Here is a 16,065-nt window from a genome sequence, read left to right as displayed (position 1 = left end):
GCGCAGGCCTCCGCGCCCCACGAGCACCAGCCGGGACAGGGAGGCGGCGCAGGAGTGCTCCAGGTCCGGCAGCACCACCGCCGTCACGCGGCTCACTTGGGAGCGCGGGCTGAAGAGGTTTGCCCGCAGGGTGCGGGTGGCCTTGCGCATGAGTGGGTGTCCCAGGTGGACGTGGACGATCCCGGGCACGCGCCCGGCTTCCTCGTCGAAGGTGACTGGCCTCAGGCGTCCCGGTGCCAGGCGGGTGTCAAGGCCCGTCAGGGCATCCTGCCAGGAGCGTCCCAGCTCCGGCACGGCGAAGACCGCCGCGTCAGTTTCCTCGCTGCCTGCCTCTGCCAGAACCGGCTGATTCGTCAGGCGCAGCGCCTCGTCCACGACCCGCCGACCCGCCACAGGCGTCAGGTGCATCCGCTCCTTGTGATCCTCGTAGCCCGCCGCGAGCGTCGTCAGCTGCTGATTGAGTTTGGCCGAGCCGGCCAGAGCCTGCGTGATGGCCTGCTCGTCCCGCCCCGGTGCAGGGGCCTTGCGGAGACGGCGCCCAAGGAACTTCCCGGTGATCTCCTCGTCGATGAGCGGGTTGACCGCGCCCAGATCCCGGGTCTCGGTGGCGATCTTCTCCGCCAGGCGCCCCAGGAAGTGCTGGTGCCCCGCGTACAGGCCATCGCCGACGGCCACCGGGGTGAGGTAGTAGATCTTCGGGACCTCGCGCTGACCGTAGCGGTCGATGCGTCCCACCCGCTGCTCCAAACGGGAGGGGTTGAAGGGGACGTCGAAGTTCACCAGGCGGTGGCAGTAGGCCTGCAGGTCGATGCCCTCGCCGGCGGCATCGGTGGCCACGAGAACGCGCACATCCTCCACGGCGGGGTCGGCGTTGAAGCGGGCCCGGATGTCCTCACGCTCCTCGAACTGAGGTCGAGCCGCGGATCACCGCCAGGCGTTCGTCGTAGCCCTGCTGGCGCAGCACAGAGACGATCCAGTCGAGGGTATCCGCGTACTCGGTGAAGACGACGACCCGCTCATTGCTCCACGTGCGCCCGTCGGGCCGGCAGACGGCGTCGAGCATGGACATGAGGGCCTTGAGGCGGGAGTCGGGGCGGGATTGGTATCCCCGGGCCCAGCCGGCCAGTTCCTCAAGCTGCTCCCGAGTAGCGGCGGAGAGCGGATCCGAGGCCCGGGTGGCCAGCAGCGTGTCCAACTCCGGCTGGGCGACCAGGCCCTCCTCCTCGTCGGACTGGCCCGAACCCATGACCTCCGTGTAGTAGTCGTCGTACTCGTTGTCGAGTGCGCCGCCGCGCACGGACTGGTCGAGGTAGTTCTCCAAGGTCTGGGCAAAGGCCCAGGGGCTGGACAGGAAACGTTTCTTGAGCAGCAGAGCCGCGATGTCGAGGTTGCGCCGCCCCTGAGCGTGCCCGGAGCGGCGCAGCAGCGAGTCCAGCTCGGCGTAGGCGCGCTCCTCGTCGCCGGAGGACTCGTACGGGAGCACCTCGACCCGGCGGCGGCGGAAGTCCTTGTCGGCGATCTGCGACTTCAAGCGACGCACCGTCACCTCGTCCAGAGCGGTGGGATCGATGCTGGCGCCACGGGCGAAGCGACGCGGATCAATCATCTCCAGCAGGGCGGTGAAGGACTCGGTGTAGCCGTTGTGGGGCGTGGCGGACAGGAACAGGCGGTGCTCGCACTTGTCCGCCAGGCGCCGCAGCGCCCGGGTACGTTGCGAGTCGACTGCATATCCGCGTCCGCCACCCACAGCTGGGGGTGCCGCCGGGGCCACGTGGTGCGCCTCGTCGACGACCAGCACATCGAAGGCGTAGGAGCGGGCCGTGCCCGAGCGTGCAGCGTCGGCCAGAACCTCGCGCAAGAGGCGTTGGGCGCGCACGCCTGGCAGCCAGGCCATGGAGACGATGACGCGTGGGTGGAGGCGCAGTGGGTTGGCGGCCAGACCGTAGGTGCGCCGGTCGGCGGTCATGCGTGCCGAGTCGACGATGACGAAGTCGAGGCCGAACTTCTCTCGCATCTCGTCGCGCCACTTCAGGGCGAGACTAGGCGGGCACACGATGATGACCGAGCGCGCCCGGTGGCGCAGCAACAGCTCTTCGATGACCAGGCCCGCCTCGATGGTCTTGCCCAGGCCGACATCGTCGGCCAGCAGGAGGTTGGTACGTGGGGCCGCGAGTGCTCGGCGCAGGGGTTCGAGCTGGTAGGGCTCCAGGGTGGCGCCGGAGCGGAAGGGCGCCTGAAAGGCCTTGGGGCCGGCGGAGGTGACGGCGCCCCAGCGCACGGCGTCGACGAAGGCGCCGAGAGTCTTTGGGTCGTCGAAGGCGTCCGCAGCGATGGTCTCGGGTAGGCCGCGGTCCGGAACCACGGCGTTACCGACCTCCAGCTCCCAGATCACGGTGAGCTCCTCGCCCATGCGGTCCTCGTCGAGGGATTGCAGGTCGACGACGTGCTCGAGGCGGGGCTCGCCGTCGTCGGCGGAGCTGCGGGGGAGTCCCTGAACGGCGACGTTCGTGACCGCCCAGACCGCGCCACGAACCTGGACTACCTGGCCGGGCTCCGGGGGGGCTGGAATGCTGCGGGCGGGAGCAGGGGCGCTGGTGGGCGCGGGAGAGGTCTGAAGCGTCATGGTGTGTGAGTTGTGGGCTGTGGGAGTGGGGCTGTACTGCATTTCTAACCGGGTGGATGCATTGGTGGTTGGATGATCCGATGTTCCTCTCTTCGGCTTAGTGGGCAGTGTCGGGAAGCTCAAGGGTGACACGGGTGCTGCGTAGCATTTCGAAGGTGTTGACCCACTTGACTTCAAGTGCCTGGCAGGCGTCAGGGATCTTGACCCGCTTGCGTGAGCCGGATCCTGGGGTCTCATGAGTGACGACGGTGCACACATGGGCGGCGGCGAAGGCGACGAGGAGATAGTCAGCTGCGTCAGTAGAGAACTCATCCAGTGCGGCCTGAGTGAAACTCTGAGTTTGTGCCCAGTCAGACAGCTTAGTGAAGAATAACGTGGTCCACTGGTCGATCGGGAGGAAGAACTCGCGGTGTTTCTTCGCCCATTCAGCAAGCTCGTCGTCCCGGCGACCGAGCTCCTCGCCGACCTTCTCAATGCTGAACACCGTGCCTCGACCGTGCGCCTGGTCGAGCCACTTCCAGAAGCCGGGCGCGATGTCAAAGGCGTAGTAACGGTTCTTCGCCTCGATGAGGACGTTGGCGTCCACGAGGTACTTCACGCTAGTCCTACTCTCTCCGCCAACCCCTCAAAGGCTGAGTGCTTGACGGTCCCGAGCAACCGGTAGGCGTCCCGGTACGTCGTCCTTCCCTCCAGGGTCGAGGAGATCACAGCCCGGGTGAAGGGGCGCCCGAGGCGTCGCAGTTGGGTGCGGTAGTAGTTCCCGCCCCCGTCGCGATTCTTCCGGGAGTCCATGAGATCCATGACGCGCTGGCGCTCGGCCTCGTATCGGGTCTTGTACTCATCCCGCATGAGGTACCCGGCGTCCCGGAGCCTGGTGAGCACGACGAGGGTGCTGACTTTGTAGCGGGACGCCAGCCGGTTCAACTCGTCTTCAGCACAGCCCCTTGGCAGTTCCGACCGGAGCGAGTCGAGAGGCACCAGGACCTCCGCGGCAACCTGGTTGCACCAGCGCTCCTCCTCTTTCGCCCCCTGCGCAGCGCCCGCAGCCGCGTCGGAGAGCGCAGTGCACCCCAGCCACAGGTGGGCGAGTTCGTGAACGAGGGTGAAGATCTGCGCGGCCTTGGTGTCCGTCCCGTTGACGAAGACAAGTGGGGCGATGTCGTCGGCCAGGGCGAACCCCCGGAACTCCTCCGGATCGAGCTTGCGGTGGGTGTCCGAACCGACGATCCCGTTGACCATGACCAGGACACCCATGGCCTCGGCACGCTCGATGAGATCCGTCATCGCGGCGGACCAGCTGGACACAGACCGCTCATCGAGACGGAGCGCGGCACGAATACGAGCGGCGGCCTCCTCCACCGGAGTGGAGAGGGTCGCGGACCCCACGAAACTGAGCGGGGTCACCCCGGAGTCGAGGGCGTCGTCACGGTACCAGTCCTGGCGTCGCTGGCACAGATAGATCGTCTCCAGCAGGTCGGCGGACGGCTCGCGGACTCCGGCGTCGCGAATGGTCCGCATGTCCGGGATGGGGATGTCCTCAACCGGCGGCTCGGACAGGAAGAGCATCCCGAAGGGCGTGTGGGTGGCAGCAGCGAACTTCTCCACCTGCTTGAGCGTGGGGCGTGCGGTCCCGTCGATCCATGCGTCGAGCCTGGGCGCGCGTTTGCGGACAGCTTCCTCGTCCCAGCGCGCCCGTCTCACGGCCCAGCGCAGCAGGTCGGGCGCGATGTCAACACGGACGGTCGTCACGGCCCCTCCTCTGCGTTCGGCTCCGTGTACCAGTCTGCCGCACACCTCTGACATGATGCGCGTGAAGGGCCGGCTGTCTGATTATCGGTGCAAGTGGCGGTTTCCGCTGGTGGAGTGTCGCCATGGACTGCCCGAGCACCCACCCGACCGCCTCGGGAGTACGGGATTCGCGACCGGCTCCCATCTGCTGCAGGTCTGCCAAGTGCTTCGGGGTGGCGTCACCAGCCCCGGAGTCGAGGAAATCCTGTCAACTACTTGATGTGGCACCCCGAACACTGACCGGATCGCCGGGATGCGCAGGAGAAGGTGACCAACGAAAGTGGAGATGACGAATAGCCAGTCCGTGCAATCCCGAGGTATGTTCACCGACGGAGAATCGACCGGCAAACACCGTGGTCGGCCCGCGAATATGCAGCGCACGACGCCCGTGACCGAAGTTTTCCCGGCAATAACTTTCGTCAAGTCTCGTCGCGCAGGGGTTGTGCCCGCGTCTGACGAAATTTAACCTGAACACCAGGCAGCGATCGCCAGGCACATCTCAGGGAAAGGAGATGACATGAAGAACATCATCAAGTACATTCTGGCGCTGCTCGTGGGGTGCAGCATGCTCGCGGTGCCCATGACCGAGGCCAGAGCCGACGACGGCTTCTCGACAGCGTCCCGCGGCGAGAACGGCGAGTTCACCGACGCCGAGGTGCAGGAGCTGGAGCAGAACCTGACCACGTTGTTCAGTCAGGTGGTGATTCGAGACGCCGAGGGCAAACTGCGCATCGACTACGAGGCGGCCAAGCGCCTGTACCCTGGCCGCGACCTGTCGGTCCTCGCCGGGGCGGCCCAGGGCAGCGCCACCCCGCCCGACAGCTCCGGGGCGGAAGGAATCCGGGAGTATGCTTCGTGTGTTCTCAAGGGAGCCATTCCCTTCATCGGCCTCCTTGATATCGACTGGAAGCTGCTTCGCACATGGTTCACCCAGCAGAATTGGGGAGCGCTTTCCCACTATCTCGGTAGGGAGATTCCCAAGCGTGCAGCGAAGATTGGCCTTAAGGAAGCCTTCAACTTGAGTCCTACGGGAATTGCTCTCAAACTGGCGGCTTCGGCAGTTATAGCTCCCATTTAACAAGATGTCGTTGTGTTTGGTGTTTTCTGGGGTATTACCCAAGATTTTGCTGCGGGGGCGGCATGTCGTGTTGCATCATTTTTACCGGAGCGCTTGAATAAGAGTTGTGGAAGGATTCGCTGCCGGATATGAAGAACTTTTGCAGGATTATCAGGTGAATGCTGTGTATCCGTCGATGCGGAAACGAGCGATGGGGCTGTTGATGCTGCATGTCGGGATCCCGGTGGAACAGGTTTCCAGGGTGGTCGGGAAGTCCGAGAGGTCGTTGCAGCGCTGGGTCGCTGAATGGCGTGATGAACGGATGGCCTCCTTGTACACCGGGCACATCGGGAACCGGAATGCAGCGAAACTGTCCCAAGCACAGCATGACGAGGTGATGCGGGTACTGCAAACCCCTCCCACCGACCCTGACGGGCTGCCGGTGGGGTTCTGGAGTCTGCCAAGGTTGAAGGACTACATTGCCACCGAGTTCGAGGTCGTCCTCGCGTCGGACTCCTCCTACCAGGTGCTGCTCCACCATGCTGGACTGTCGTTCAAGCAGCCCGCCGCCCGGGACCAGCGCCGCCCCGCCGAGGAGGTCGTGGCAGCCCGTGTGGAACAGATCCGCGACCTGGTCGATCACGCACGTGCGCAAGGGTATCTCGTGTTCGCAGCTGACGAGGTGCGCATCGAACACGAAGCACTCACCCGACGAGCCTGGTGCCGCCGAGGGGTACCCACCGTGCTGGAAGTGGACCGGCAACGCCGCTGCCAGTCCTACATCGGGTTCCTCAACCAGGCTGACGGGAGTGTGGAACTCACAGCGCTGGACTGGCAGAACAGTCACACCATCATCGATGCCCTCACCCAACTCGTCGACAAACATCCCGGCCAGAAGATCACGATCGTGTGGGACAACGCCGGATGGCACAAATCCCGGGAACTGAAACAACACCTCGGTAAAGGAAACAGGTTTGCAGACATCACCCTCCTGTGGCTGCCACCCTACTGCCCTGACCACAACCCCATCGAGCATGTTTGGGGCGAAGCAAAAACCCACATCAGCAACCCCCAACGCCCCCACTTCACCGACACCCGAAACGCATTCGAAACCTACATACGAAAGAAGAAATTCCCGTACCGCCTATAAACGACATCCTGTTTCAAGACTGCTATACCTGCGCCTTTTGGCAGCAGTGGTAGTTTTCTGCTGCTGGTTGTAATGAAATGATGGCGAAAAAGTCGAAAATTTGGGATGCCTCCGTAGAAGGTCATTTGCGTTGGAACAAGCCGTCGATTGGTTTGTATCTATTTCGGGGAATCGGGACGTTTGCGATCGTTGCTTTTATGTTCCCGCTTGCCCGTTTTCTGGGGGCGGCTATCATGGGGGTCGGGTTTGTGACTGCGGATTTCGTCGTATACCAGATTTTCTGGGCGGTTCATCTTCGTCGACTGCGTCGCAAGTATCCGAATCGTCCGCATCAGTGAAGAATGCTGCCGCAGGGCATCACTCTCACCCGTGTGCAGAAGTATCGCGGCGTCGCACGTGGCTCGTGGCGCCGCGATACTCGCTGCAGCGAGGGCGGACGCAGCGGCCGGCATCTTTCGCCAACGAACGGAGAAACTTGTTCACGGCCTCCCCGAAGCTGGTTGAGCCGGACCGCGACGAAGGGGCAGTCCGTAAAACGGAGAGGCTGTGAATAAGCCTCGCTGTACGCGTTACCGGCCGATCGTGGCCGGATTTCGGGGCCCTCGGTGGAGTGATCCTCGCTGTCGGGCAGGCATCATCACATGATGGGAAGGAGCTGGAAGTACTGGGATGGCTCCATCAAGGGTCATCTGTGGAACAAGACGTCGGTGAAGCTGTACCTGTTCCAAGGGGTCGGGGTATTCCTGATCTGTGTTTTTCTGTATCCGCGTTCCCGCTTCATCGGGGCCGCCGCCCTCGCGGTGGGGTTCGTGGCCGTCGATCTCACCACCCAGGTGATCCGCCTTCGCAGGCTGAAACGTCGGAGACTCCACGAGACCGAGAGCCATCCGAACCACATCTCCTGAAACCCGCCGAAACGCGGGTCACCGTGAGGCTTGATTCGCAGGATGCTGGTTGAGCCAGCTCGTGAGCGCCAACGAACGGCTGTGTCGAAACCAGTGGGCGGCCGAGAAGTACACTCGGCCCTGGAATCCTCAGATACCCACTGGATGGTTTTGAGGTGGCTGCCCCTCGAGGCCTTGACCACGCCCTCACCCGGGTTCCTGACCAGAGGACTGCACTGGCGGCTGCCCTGCCTGTGGATAACTCAGTGCGTCACCAGTGTTTCCTCACTTGGCGACCACGCCACGCGGTATAAACACAGCTGGCGATGGTGGCTGGGCCGAGGAGCATCATCCAGGACAGGAGCCCCTGCCGAGCGGAGTTGCAGTAGGGGACTTCTCCCACGGAACGCCGGAGATCCCCGGAGGGCAGTTCCGATACCGGACGAGTTCTGTTTTCGGAATCCAGTTTCTCTATTGCGGTGTCCCCCGTCAAATTCGTCAAGGAGTGGCACACCAGCTGACTTGTCTTGCCATCGGAATTCGTCTCGGTTTTCCCAGTGGGGGAGTGGGTCATGATGAGAAAAGTCAAAATTATCAGAATTGCGGTGAAAATAAACGGCATCACCGCCGAAGGGGGTTTCTTGGGGTTCACGTGTCCATGATAGACGCTTCCGGGGTCAAACTCATGAGGCTTATTCATGGCCTCTTTGAAGCTGGTTGAGCCGGACTGCGACGAAGGAGCAGTCCGAGTCGAAACCACCCCATAGATGTCTGAGGACTCGGGGTCCGAGTGTGTTTCTCGGCTGCCGGGTGGTTTCGACACAGCCGTTCGTTGGCGCTCACGAGCTGGCTCAACCAGCATCCTGTGAACAAGCCTCAAGGAGCGCCTCACCGACCGCCAACGAGCCCGGATAGTAAGGGCCCCTTTCAGGTTGGCATCTGATTAAGCTGAGGAAGGGCGGAGGCAGGGAGCGCCCGCCGCAAGGAAAGGAATGGTCCGAATCGCTGGTCGGCTAACGCCACGAGGGACGAGCGAAACGTGTCGAAACCAAACCTGACCCTAGCTGGATGATTGTCCTGCGCGTCACGTTCATCTCGCTACGCACCTCGCCCACGGAGCGAGACGGCACAGCCGACGCGATCCACCCGCCCGGAGCCAGCACCCCGGAGTGCGCCATCGACTTGCTCGAGGTGCTGAACAAACGCCTGCACGCCCAGGCCTGACCGATAGCTAGTCACGTGGCCCGTCCCGCAAGGTGCGGGCCACGTTGCATTTCCAACCGTTCACAGAACCATCTTCAACAGGTGTTGAATTATTGACGTATGCTGGATTCATGGCTACCAGTAGACGACGTCCTGGCCGGCCTCGTGCCACGCAGGACGCGCGAGCGGGCCGACGTGAGGCGCTCATATTGGCCGCGCGTTTGGAGTTCTCAGCGAAGGGGTTCCGCGGGGCAAGCCTGCGAGCAATTGCGCGGGCGGCTGAGGTCGACGTCACCCTCATCGCGCACTACTTCGGCAACAAGGAGGGCCTTTACTCCGCAGCCTTCGAGCTGGTCGATCACGCGAAGGCTGCGATCCGCGTCGCGCTCCTTTGCCCAGCAAGCGAGCGTGCCAAAGCTCTGACCCGCACCTATCTGGGGCTTTGGGAAGACGAATCCGTCGGTCCTCAACTCCGTGCCCTGACCCGTTCTGCGCTCGGCGACGACGCCGCGCTCCGAGGCATCGAGCAGGCTCTGCTCAGCGGGTTCGAAGCGCTTGCCGGCACCGCCGACGTCACCGCGCTCGCCTTCGCCATGTCTCAGCTGTTCGGCGTCGCTATCCAGCGGCATCTGCTCCCTGGCTCTCCCATCGCCCGCCTCGACTTCGACGAGGTCGTCGACCACACCATCCCTGCCGTCGCCTTGCATCTCGACGGCCCCGCACCCCACCAGGAGATCCAATGATCCTCGTCCACGATTTCTCCACCGTCGGTGACCTCGCCTCGTGCGGCGGCAAGGGCATGAACCTAACACGCCTCGTCGCCTCGGGGTTCCAGGTGCCACCGGGGTTCGTGCTCGTCACCGACGCGTACCGACAGTTTGTCGCGGCCCATGGCCTCGACGCCGTTGTCGCTGATGCTTGCGCGCAGCTTGATGCCTCCGACGCCGATGCTCTGGAGATCACCTCGCGGCAGATCCGGGCGGCTTTCGAGGCGAACCCGGTCCCGGGCGAGATCGTCGACGCGGTGTGCACGGCTTGGTCGAAGACGTTCGAGGTGGGCTCGGCTGTCGCGGTGCGGTCGTCGGCAACGGCCGAGGATCTGCCGGATCTATCGTTCGCCGGCCAGCAGGACACCTTCTTGAACGTGCTGGGCATCGACGAGGCCTTGAAGGCCGTAGTCAAGTGCTGGTCGAGCCTGTGGACGGCCCGCGCGATCGGGTATCGGCTGCGCAACGGGATCGGCGACGACGTCGCTCTCGCCGTCATCATCCAAGCGATGGCACCGGCTAAGGTCGCGGGGGTCATGTTCACCGCGAACCCACTCACCGGTGCCCGCGACGAGGTGGTGATCGACGCAACGTATGGGCTCGGCGAGGCCCTAGTCAGCGGGCAGGTCGAGCCGGACCATTTCGAGGTCCGCGCTGGAGAGGTCACGGCGACGCTCGGCGCGAAGGCCGTAGCGACCACTCCCCTGCCGGGCGGCGGGGTCGAGACAGTCGAGCGCACCGAGCACGGTGTTTGCCTAAGCGACACACAGGTTAAAGAGCTTGCCGCCCTGGGTCGCCGCGTCGCCGAGGCGTTCGGGGCGCCGCAGGACATTGAGTTCGCGCTGGTCGACGGCCGGTGCCAGGTGTTGCAGTCGCGACCGATCACGTCGCTGTATCCGGTGCCGCCCGGCGGGCGGGAATCGATCTGGTTCTCCTTCGGCGCGGTCCAAGGCCTACTCGCGCCGATCACCCCTCTCGGCTGCGATGCCCTCCGCTACCTTTGCTCGGGGGTCGCCAGCCTCGTCGGCAAGAGTCTGGACGGGGTGATGGAGTCGGTCGGCGAGCGGCTGTGGCTGCGGATCGACAAGGCGTTGCGTCACCCCATCGGCTGGCGCGTCTTATCGCGGCTGCTGCCGAACGTCGAGCCGAGCGCCGCAGCCATCGTACAGGGGTTGATCGACGAGCGGGGCTGGGAGTCTCCACGCGGGCGATTGACCCTAGGGGCGATGCGGGGGCTGGCTCGAGTCGCGCGGTACGTGCTGCCGAGCGTCGTGCCGTCGCTAGCCTGGCCGGAGCAGCGTCGTCGCGTTGCCACCACCGCTACCGACCGGATCGTCGCCGACGCGCGCGCACGCCTTGAGGAGGCCTCCGAGCAGGGCATAGCCGAGCGGGTGCGCATCGCGCGCGACCTGCTGCGGGACTTGATGCCGTCGCTCGCCGGCACTTTGCTGTCGGTGATGCCGACGGCGTTGGGGATGCTGCTCGTGTTGCGAGCGATGGCGGCGAAGGCAGGGCCGGAGGCCGAGGCACTGGTTTTCGAGACGCTGCGGGGTGTGCCCGGCAACGTCACCACCGAAATGGATCTGGCGCTGTGGGATGTCGCCAAAACCATCCGCGATGACGCCGAGGCCTTGGTGGTCGTGCGCAGCGAGGAGCCCGACGAGTTGGCGTCCCGCTTCGTCACAGGGAAACTGCCCGGGAGCTCACAGGCCGCGGTAGCGGGGTTTCTGAAGCGGTACGGAATGCGCGGCATCGGCGAAATCGACCTAGGGCAGCGTCGCTGGCGCGAGGCCCCTGTCGACGTGCTACGCACGATCAAGAGCTACGTCGAACTGCCGAAGGATCAAACTCCTGACCGTGTGTTCAGCCGCGGCGCTGCTACCGCCCTGGATGCGGGGCGCAAGCTGGAGCGGCAGCTCGCCCCCGGTCGCGGGCTGCGGACCTCTTGGCGACGTCGCCGCGTCCGCTTCATCGTCGACCGCATGCGCCGCCTCATAGGGCTGCGCGAAACCCCGAAGTTCACGATTATCCGAGTCTTCGGCGAGGTGCGCGAGACGCTGCTTGCATGCGGTGGCGACCTCGTCGCCGCGGGACTCCTCGAACGGGCCGAAGACATCGTCTACCTGCACTTCGACGAGCTGGAGCGGCTCGCCACCGAACCGGCAGGGCCGTGGCGAGAAGTCGTCGCTGCTAGGCGGGAGGCGGCGGCGCGGGAGACGCGGCGACGCCAGGTCCCACGGGTCCTGCTGGGCGATGGTCGGGCGTTCTTCGAAGGTACCGGCGGAGTGGGCACAATCCAGGGCAGCGGGGTGTCGCCGGGGGTCGCGGAGGGTCGGGTGCGGGTCGTGCTGGACCCGTCGTCGGCGCAACTGGAGCCGGGTGAGATTCTAGTCTGTCCGGGAACCGACCCGGCATGGACACCCCTGTTTCTAGCGGCTGGAGGCCTAGTTACGGAGGTTGGTGGGATGATCACCCACGGCTCGGTGGTGGCGAGGGAGTACGGCATCCCGGCGGTGGTGGGGGTCCATGAGGCGACGACGCGTCTGGTCACGGGCCAGCGCATCCGCTTGGACGGCGCAGCCGGTACCGTCGAGATCCTAGACGAGTAGGTCGGCGAAGCGATACCAGTGGTGGCGGACGACGATTGTCGCAAGCCCGGTGCTTGGCGACCCTGGCCGAACCGGTGGCAGTGGCGGTTTCATCGGGCTGACGGTCGGAGCGATAGTCGGCAACGTTGTCAGGGTTTCAGTGGAAGTACCGGTCGGCGTCGCCGTAGGAGCCCCAGTCACCGTAGGAGCGCCGGTCGGCGTCACCGGTCGGGATCGCGACTAGGTCCTGTTATGTAAGTCGTTTGAGCCAGTGGTTGATGCTGGCGATGTGGGTGGTTGCCTGGTAGCGCACGGCGAGCTTGTCGTAACGGGTGGCGAAACCTCGGTGCTGCTTGAGGTGGCTGAAGCAGCACTCGACGGCGTTGCGGTCCTTGTAGGCAGTCACGTCGAAGGCCGGTGGGCGTCCTCCGCGTGAGCCTCTGGCCCGACGGTGGGCGGCCTGGTCGGCCTTGACCGGGATCGTGGCGCGGATGTGGTGGGCGCGCAGCCAGGCCCGGTTGGCCTGTGAGGAGTAAGCCTTGTCGGCCAGCACCCGCCTCGGGCGCCGGCGGGGCCGGCCCCGGCCGCGGTGTGCGACGCGGATCGCCTCGAGCACCAGGACCATCATCGGGCAGTCCGCTCTCTGACCGGCCGTCAGCAGTGCCGACAGCGGCCCGCGCCCGGCGTCGACGGCGGCGTGGACCTTGGTGGACCACCCGCCCCGGCACACGCCCAGAGCGTGGTCGTCCGGCTCGCCGTCCACCATCTGGGGACTGTCACGACGGGCGCCGGCGGCGTGCACGTGGGCCCGGCAGACGGTGGAGTCCACCGACACCTGCCAGTCGAGCCGCCCGGCAGCGTCGGCCATAGCGACCAGCTCAGCCTCGATACGCTCCCACACCCCTGCCGTCTGCCAGACACGAAACAGGGCGTAGACCCTCCACCAGGGCCCGTATCGGGCGGGCACGTCCCTCCATGGCGCCCCGACCCTCACCCTCCAACGCACCCCGTCGATCAGGGCCCGTAACGCGTACCGGCGCGGTCTTCCCCTGACAGGAGCCTCGGGCAGCAACGGGGACAGCACCCCCCACTGCGCATCGGTGAGGTCATGACGGCTTCCAGCGTCTATTCTGGGCAACTGAGGCCTCCGGTTTGATCACGAGATGATTTGACACCACCCGTACCCCGGAGGCCTCACCCACCCCCAGACACCACCCCGCCACCCACCCCACATTTCGCAACACGACCTAGGCTCCTGCCGTGGAAAACCATTCGGTCCGCGATCTCCCCACGATCGGGCAGCTGCCATGAACGCAATCGCCCTGATCGGGTTGTCGGGTTCCGGTAAGTCGACGGTCGGGCCGCTCCTCGCGGAGCGGCTCGGCCTGCCGCATCTCGATGTAGACCTCGTCCTGGAGCAACGGGAAGGGCGCACCATCCGGGAGATCTTCGACACCGACGGGGAACCGTATTTCCGGGCGCTGGAGCGTGAGATCACGATCGAGCTCCTGGCGGCGCCGGGGGTTCTCAGCCTCGGGGGAGGCGCCCCGATGACCCGGGCGATCGCGGACGCCCTCGAAGGCCATCCAGTCGTCTGGTTGCGGGTGGAGCCCGAAAGCTCTGCCCGGCGGATCGGGCGTGACGAGGGCCGCCCGCTCCTGGCGGGGCAGGACGCCGTGGTCCGGTTGCGGAGGATGCTCTCCGAACGCGCCCCGACGTATGCGCGGCTGGCGAGCCTCGCCGTGGACACCGACCACGCCTCGGTGGACTCGGTGGTGGATGCGATCGTCGCCCACGTCGCCTCGTTCGAGCCGGGACGCTGCATAGGGTGAGGTGTTCCCGGTCACCGCGGACGAACTGTACGAGGTCCGGGTGGGGCGTGGGGTGTCATTCGAGCTGCCCCAGGCGCTCGGCCCCGTTCGCGTACGGAACCCCGGTCAGTTCCCTCTCCTGCGGATCCGGGGAACGGGCACCCGGATCGCGGGCGGATCGTCTCGGGTGAAGATCCACTCCGGATCGGTCAGCATGCGGGCAGCCGACAGACCCGCCACCATGGCCACTACGCCGAGCATCGTCGCGATCCCCTGCGCAACGGCGCGGTTGACGTCCCCGGCGTCGAAGTACAGGAGGGTGCGCAGCGCCGACGAGCCGGGCACCATGACCAGCAGGGTCGGGACGGTCATGATGATCTTCTCGAGCCGGAACACACCACCCAGCCAGGCGCAGCCCAGCCCCATCACGACGCAGCCGGTGAAAACCGCGACGTGATCCGGGATCCCTGAGTCGGCCATGGCCAGGCGAACCGTGTTGCCGACGATGCCGATCACACCAGCCACCATGGCCGGGCGCAGTGGCGCATTGAGCATCAGGGCCCACCCGAAAACGGCGACGAAACCGGCCACCGCGCGGAGGCCCCAGAGAACGGCGGGCGCCATGGGGGGCACCGGCGGGGGTGGGTCACCCGTGATGCCCCCGGCCTTGGCGACGACCCACACGCCGATGGCGATCGCAACGAAGATCATCGCGGCGTAGGTCATCCGGGGTACGCCCGCCGTGAGGTCGAGCTGGGTCAGTTCCAGGCCCGCGGTGACCAACGGAAACCCACATGGTTTTTCGCAACAAGGTTCAAGACCTCCGTTTCCGGCGTCGCAGCCCGGGGACCACCTCTCTCAGGTGCGGCGGGTCATCACGGGGGAAGGGCCATTCCGGGTCGGTGAGCATCCGGGCCGCTGAGAGGCCACCAACCATGGCGATCACTCCAAGCAGTGCCGTCATGCCCTGCGTGACGGCCAGGTCCGTGTGATTCTGGTCGAGGTGGAGCAGGCTCCGCAGTGCGAAAGCACCGGGGATGGAAACCAGGAGGGTCGGCACGGTCATGATGATCTTCTCAAGTCCGAAGAGCCTTCCCAGCAAGGCGCAGCCGAGGCCGATGATGAAACAGCCGGCGAACGTCGCCACGTGTTCCGCGACCCCGAGGTCGATGAGCTCCAGTCTGACGGCATTGCCCGCTACCGCGACCACCCCGGAGGCCGTCGCGGTGCGCAGGGGCGAGTTGAGCATCATGGCCCACCCCACGACTGCGATGAAACTGGCCACCACCCGGATGAGCCACAGCTGCCACGGTTCCACGCCGAGGGGCGGGGTGGTCTCGGCGGCGACCCCACCGAGGTTGGCCACGACCCACACCCCGATGGTGATGGCCAGCAGGATCATGGATGCGTAAGCGGCCCGGGGAAGCCCCGCGGTAAGATCCAGCCGGGTGAGTTCCAATCCCGCTGTCACGAGAGGGAATCCCGGGATCAGGAAGATCGATGCGCAGATGAAACCCGCAGCCATGCGCGGGCTGGCCTCCCCGAGCAGCCGGTCCAGCATCCCGGCTCCCAGCAGGTACAGGGCCGATGCGACGAATGCCGAGGCCAGAACCACCGCCAGGTGGTTGATCTGCCAGCGCCCGAGGCGACGAAACAGAAGATATGCCATTGCAGAGGCGGGCAGGACGGCCCCGACCTCGCGCCAGCCACCGCCGGCGAGCACCGCGACGGCGGCGCAGGCCATGGCAACCATGATCCCCCGCAGCCATGCCGGGTACAACGGAGCCGCGTGCTCGACCCGGTCCAGGCGGCGGTCCAACTCCGTGGCCGTGATCCGCTCCGGCATCTCGTTGCTGAGTTTTTGCAGCATCGCGATCCGGTGTGCGTCCACCCCCGGCTTGGGGACCTCGACCACCTTGGTGCGGAACACCCCACGGCGTTCCACCGTCATGGCCAGCGACGTGAACGTGATCGACGATGCGATGTGGCCCAACCCGAGGGCCTTGGCGGAACGTCGCATGATTTGCCGGACCCGAAGCGAACTGGTGCCCGCCCCAAGCATCATTCCCCCGGCCCGGGCCACGACGTCGGTTCGCCGGATCAGATGCCTGGGCTCCAGGGAGTCCTCGAATTCCTGGTCGCCATAGCACTCGGGGTCTGGTTGATTCACGGGCGGTGATTCTACGCGCCCCGG

Annotated in this window: 15 protein-coding genes and 1 pseudogene; 8 read left to right on the top strand and 8 right to left on the bottom strand. The window is 65.5% G+C overall.

Annotated features, from left to right (window positions below):
- Positions 1-771: 771 nt before the first annotated feature.
- The 4 genes and pseudogenes from E0E39_RS16275 to E0E39_RS04630 form a co-directional block, all read right to left on the bottom strand.
- A pseudogene (locus tag E0E39_RS16275) lies at positions 772-849 on the bottom strand (hypothetical protein); the annotation flags it as partial.
- Positions 850-892: 43 nt separating this feature from the next.
- On the bottom strand, positions 893-2,623 hold the full coding sequence (gene drmD / locus E0E39_RS16030) for a DISARM system SNF2-like helicase DrmD (protein WP_207302416.1): 1,731 nt from the start codon (positions 2,621-2,623) through the stop codon (positions 893-895).
- Positions 2,624-2,720: 97 nt separating this feature from the next.
- Positions 2,721-3,221 (bottom strand): DUF4411 family protein, encoded by a 501-nt coding sequence (locus E0E39_RS04635; protein WP_130873699.1) that lies wholly within the window; start codon positions 3,219-3,221, stop codon positions 2,721-2,723.
- Positions 3,218-4,372 (bottom strand): ImmA/IrrE family metallo-endopeptidase, encoded by a 1,155-nt coding sequence (locus E0E39_RS04630; RefSeq protein WP_245988194.1) that lies wholly within the window; start codon positions 4,370-4,372, stop codon positions 3,218-3,220. The genes E0E39_RS04635 and E0E39_RS04630 overlap by 4 nt, the downstream gene beginning before the upstream one ends.
- A 556-nt stretch (positions 4,373-4,928) precedes the next feature.
- On the opposite strand from E0E39_RS04630, the gene E0E39_RS04625 reads away from it, so the two are divergent.
- The 4 genes from E0E39_RS04625 to E0E39_RS04610 all read left to right on the top strand — a co-directional run bounded on the left by E0E39_RS04625 (position 4,929) and on the right by E0E39_RS04610 (position 7,523).
- Positions 4,929-5,489 (top strand): hypothetical protein, encoded by a 561-nt coding sequence (locus tag E0E39_RS04625; protein ID WP_130873697.1) that lies wholly within the window; start codon positions 4,929-4,931, stop codon positions 5,487-5,489.
- A 154-nt stretch (positions 5,490-5,643) separates the two neighbouring features.
- On the top strand, positions 5,644-6,618 hold the full coding sequence (locus tag E0E39_RS04620) for an IS630 family transposase (RefSeq protein WP_130873696.1): 975 nt from the start codon (positions 5,644-5,646) through the stop codon (positions 6,616-6,618).
- A gap of 80 nt (positions 6,619-6,698) precedes the next feature.
- Entirely contained in the window at positions 6,699-6,956 is a 258-nt protein-coding gene (locus E0E39_RS04615; protein WP_130873695.1) for a hypothetical protein, read from the top strand.
- Between the two features lie 306 nt (positions 6,957-7,262).
- Positions 7,263-7,523 carry a hypothetical protein gene (locus E0E39_RS04610; RefSeq protein ID WP_165444637.1) on the top strand — a complete coding sequence of 87 codons (261 nt, stop codon included), beginning with the start codon at positions 7,263-7,265 and terminating at the stop codon, positions 7,521-7,523.
- 250 nt (positions 7,524-7,773) lie between these two features.
- Here the strand turns inward: E0E39_RS04610 and E0E39_RS04605 are convergent, their stop codons facing one another.
- Positions 7,774-8,154: a hypothetical protein gene (locus E0E39_RS04605; protein ID WP_130873693.1), complete on the bottom strand. Its 381-nt coding sequence runs from the start codon at positions 8,152-8,154 to the stop codon at positions 7,774-7,776.
- Between the two features lie 416 nt (positions 8,155-8,570).
- On the opposite strand from E0E39_RS04605, the gene E0E39_RS15685 reads away from it, so the two are divergent.
- From E0E39_RS15685 to E0E39_RS04595, 3 genes are all read left to right on the top strand, one after another.
- Positions 8,571-8,726 (top strand): hypothetical protein, encoded by a 156-nt coding sequence (locus tag E0E39_RS15685; RefSeq protein ID WP_165444636.1) that lies wholly within the window; start codon positions 8,571-8,573, stop codon positions 8,724-8,726.
- A 188-nt stretch (positions 8,727-8,914) separates the two neighbouring features.
- Entirely contained in the window at positions 8,915-9,448 is a 534-nt protein-coding gene (locus tag E0E39_RS04600; RefSeq protein WP_165444635.1) for a TetR/AcrR family transcriptional regulator, read from the top strand.
- A complete protein-coding gene (locus E0E39_RS04595; protein WP_130873691.1) occupies positions 9,445-12,081 on the top strand; it encodes a PEP/pyruvate-binding domain-containing protein in 2,637 nt (878 codons plus the stop codon). Before E0E39_RS04600 ends, E0E39_RS04595 begins: the two co-directional genes overlap by 4 nt.
- A gap of 229 nt (positions 12,082-12,310) precedes the next feature.
- On the opposite strand, the gene E0E39_RS04590 is transcribed toward E0E39_RS04595, so the two are convergent.
- Positions 12,311-13,198 carry an IS5 family transposase gene (locus tag E0E39_RS04590; RefSeq protein WP_130873690.1) on the bottom strand — a complete coding sequence of 296 codons (888 nt, stop codon included), beginning with the start codon at positions 13,196-13,198 and terminating at the stop codon, positions 12,311-12,313.
- 169 nt (positions 13,199-13,367) lie between these two features.
- Here E0E39_RS04590 and E0E39_RS04585 point away from each other — a divergent pair, with 169 nt between their 5' ends.
- Entirely contained in the window at positions 13,368-13,892 is a 525-nt protein-coding gene (locus tag E0E39_RS04585; protein ID WP_130873689.1) for a shikimate kinase, read from the top strand.
- A 105-nt stretch (positions 13,893-13,997) separates the two neighbouring features.
- Here E0E39_RS04585 and E0E39_RS04580 read toward each other — a convergent pair whose 3' ends face one another.
- The gene (locus E0E39_RS04580) at positions 13,998-14,654 is read right to left on the bottom strand and encodes a threonine/serine exporter family protein (RefSeq protein ID WP_245988193.1); all 657 of its coding nucleotides are present in this window, start codon (positions 14,652-14,654) and stop codon (positions 13,998-14,000) included.
- Between the two features lie 31 nt (positions 14,655-14,685).
- Positions 14,686-16,041: a threonine/serine exporter family protein gene (locus E0E39_RS04575; RefSeq protein WP_130873688.1), complete on the bottom strand. Its 1,356-nt coding sequence runs from the start codon at positions 16,039-16,041 to the stop codon at positions 14,686-14,688.
- Positions 16,042-16,065: the final 24 nt, after the last annotated feature.

The sequence above is a fragment of the [Pseudopropionibacterium] massiliense genome (assembly GCF_900607225.1).
Lineage (GTDB): Bacteria > Actinomycetota > Actinomycetes > Propionibacteriales > Propionibacteriaceae > Arachnia > Arachnia massiliensis.
Note: the sequence above shows the minus strand (reverse complement) of the source record. Positions and strands in the feature narration are given on the sequence as shown.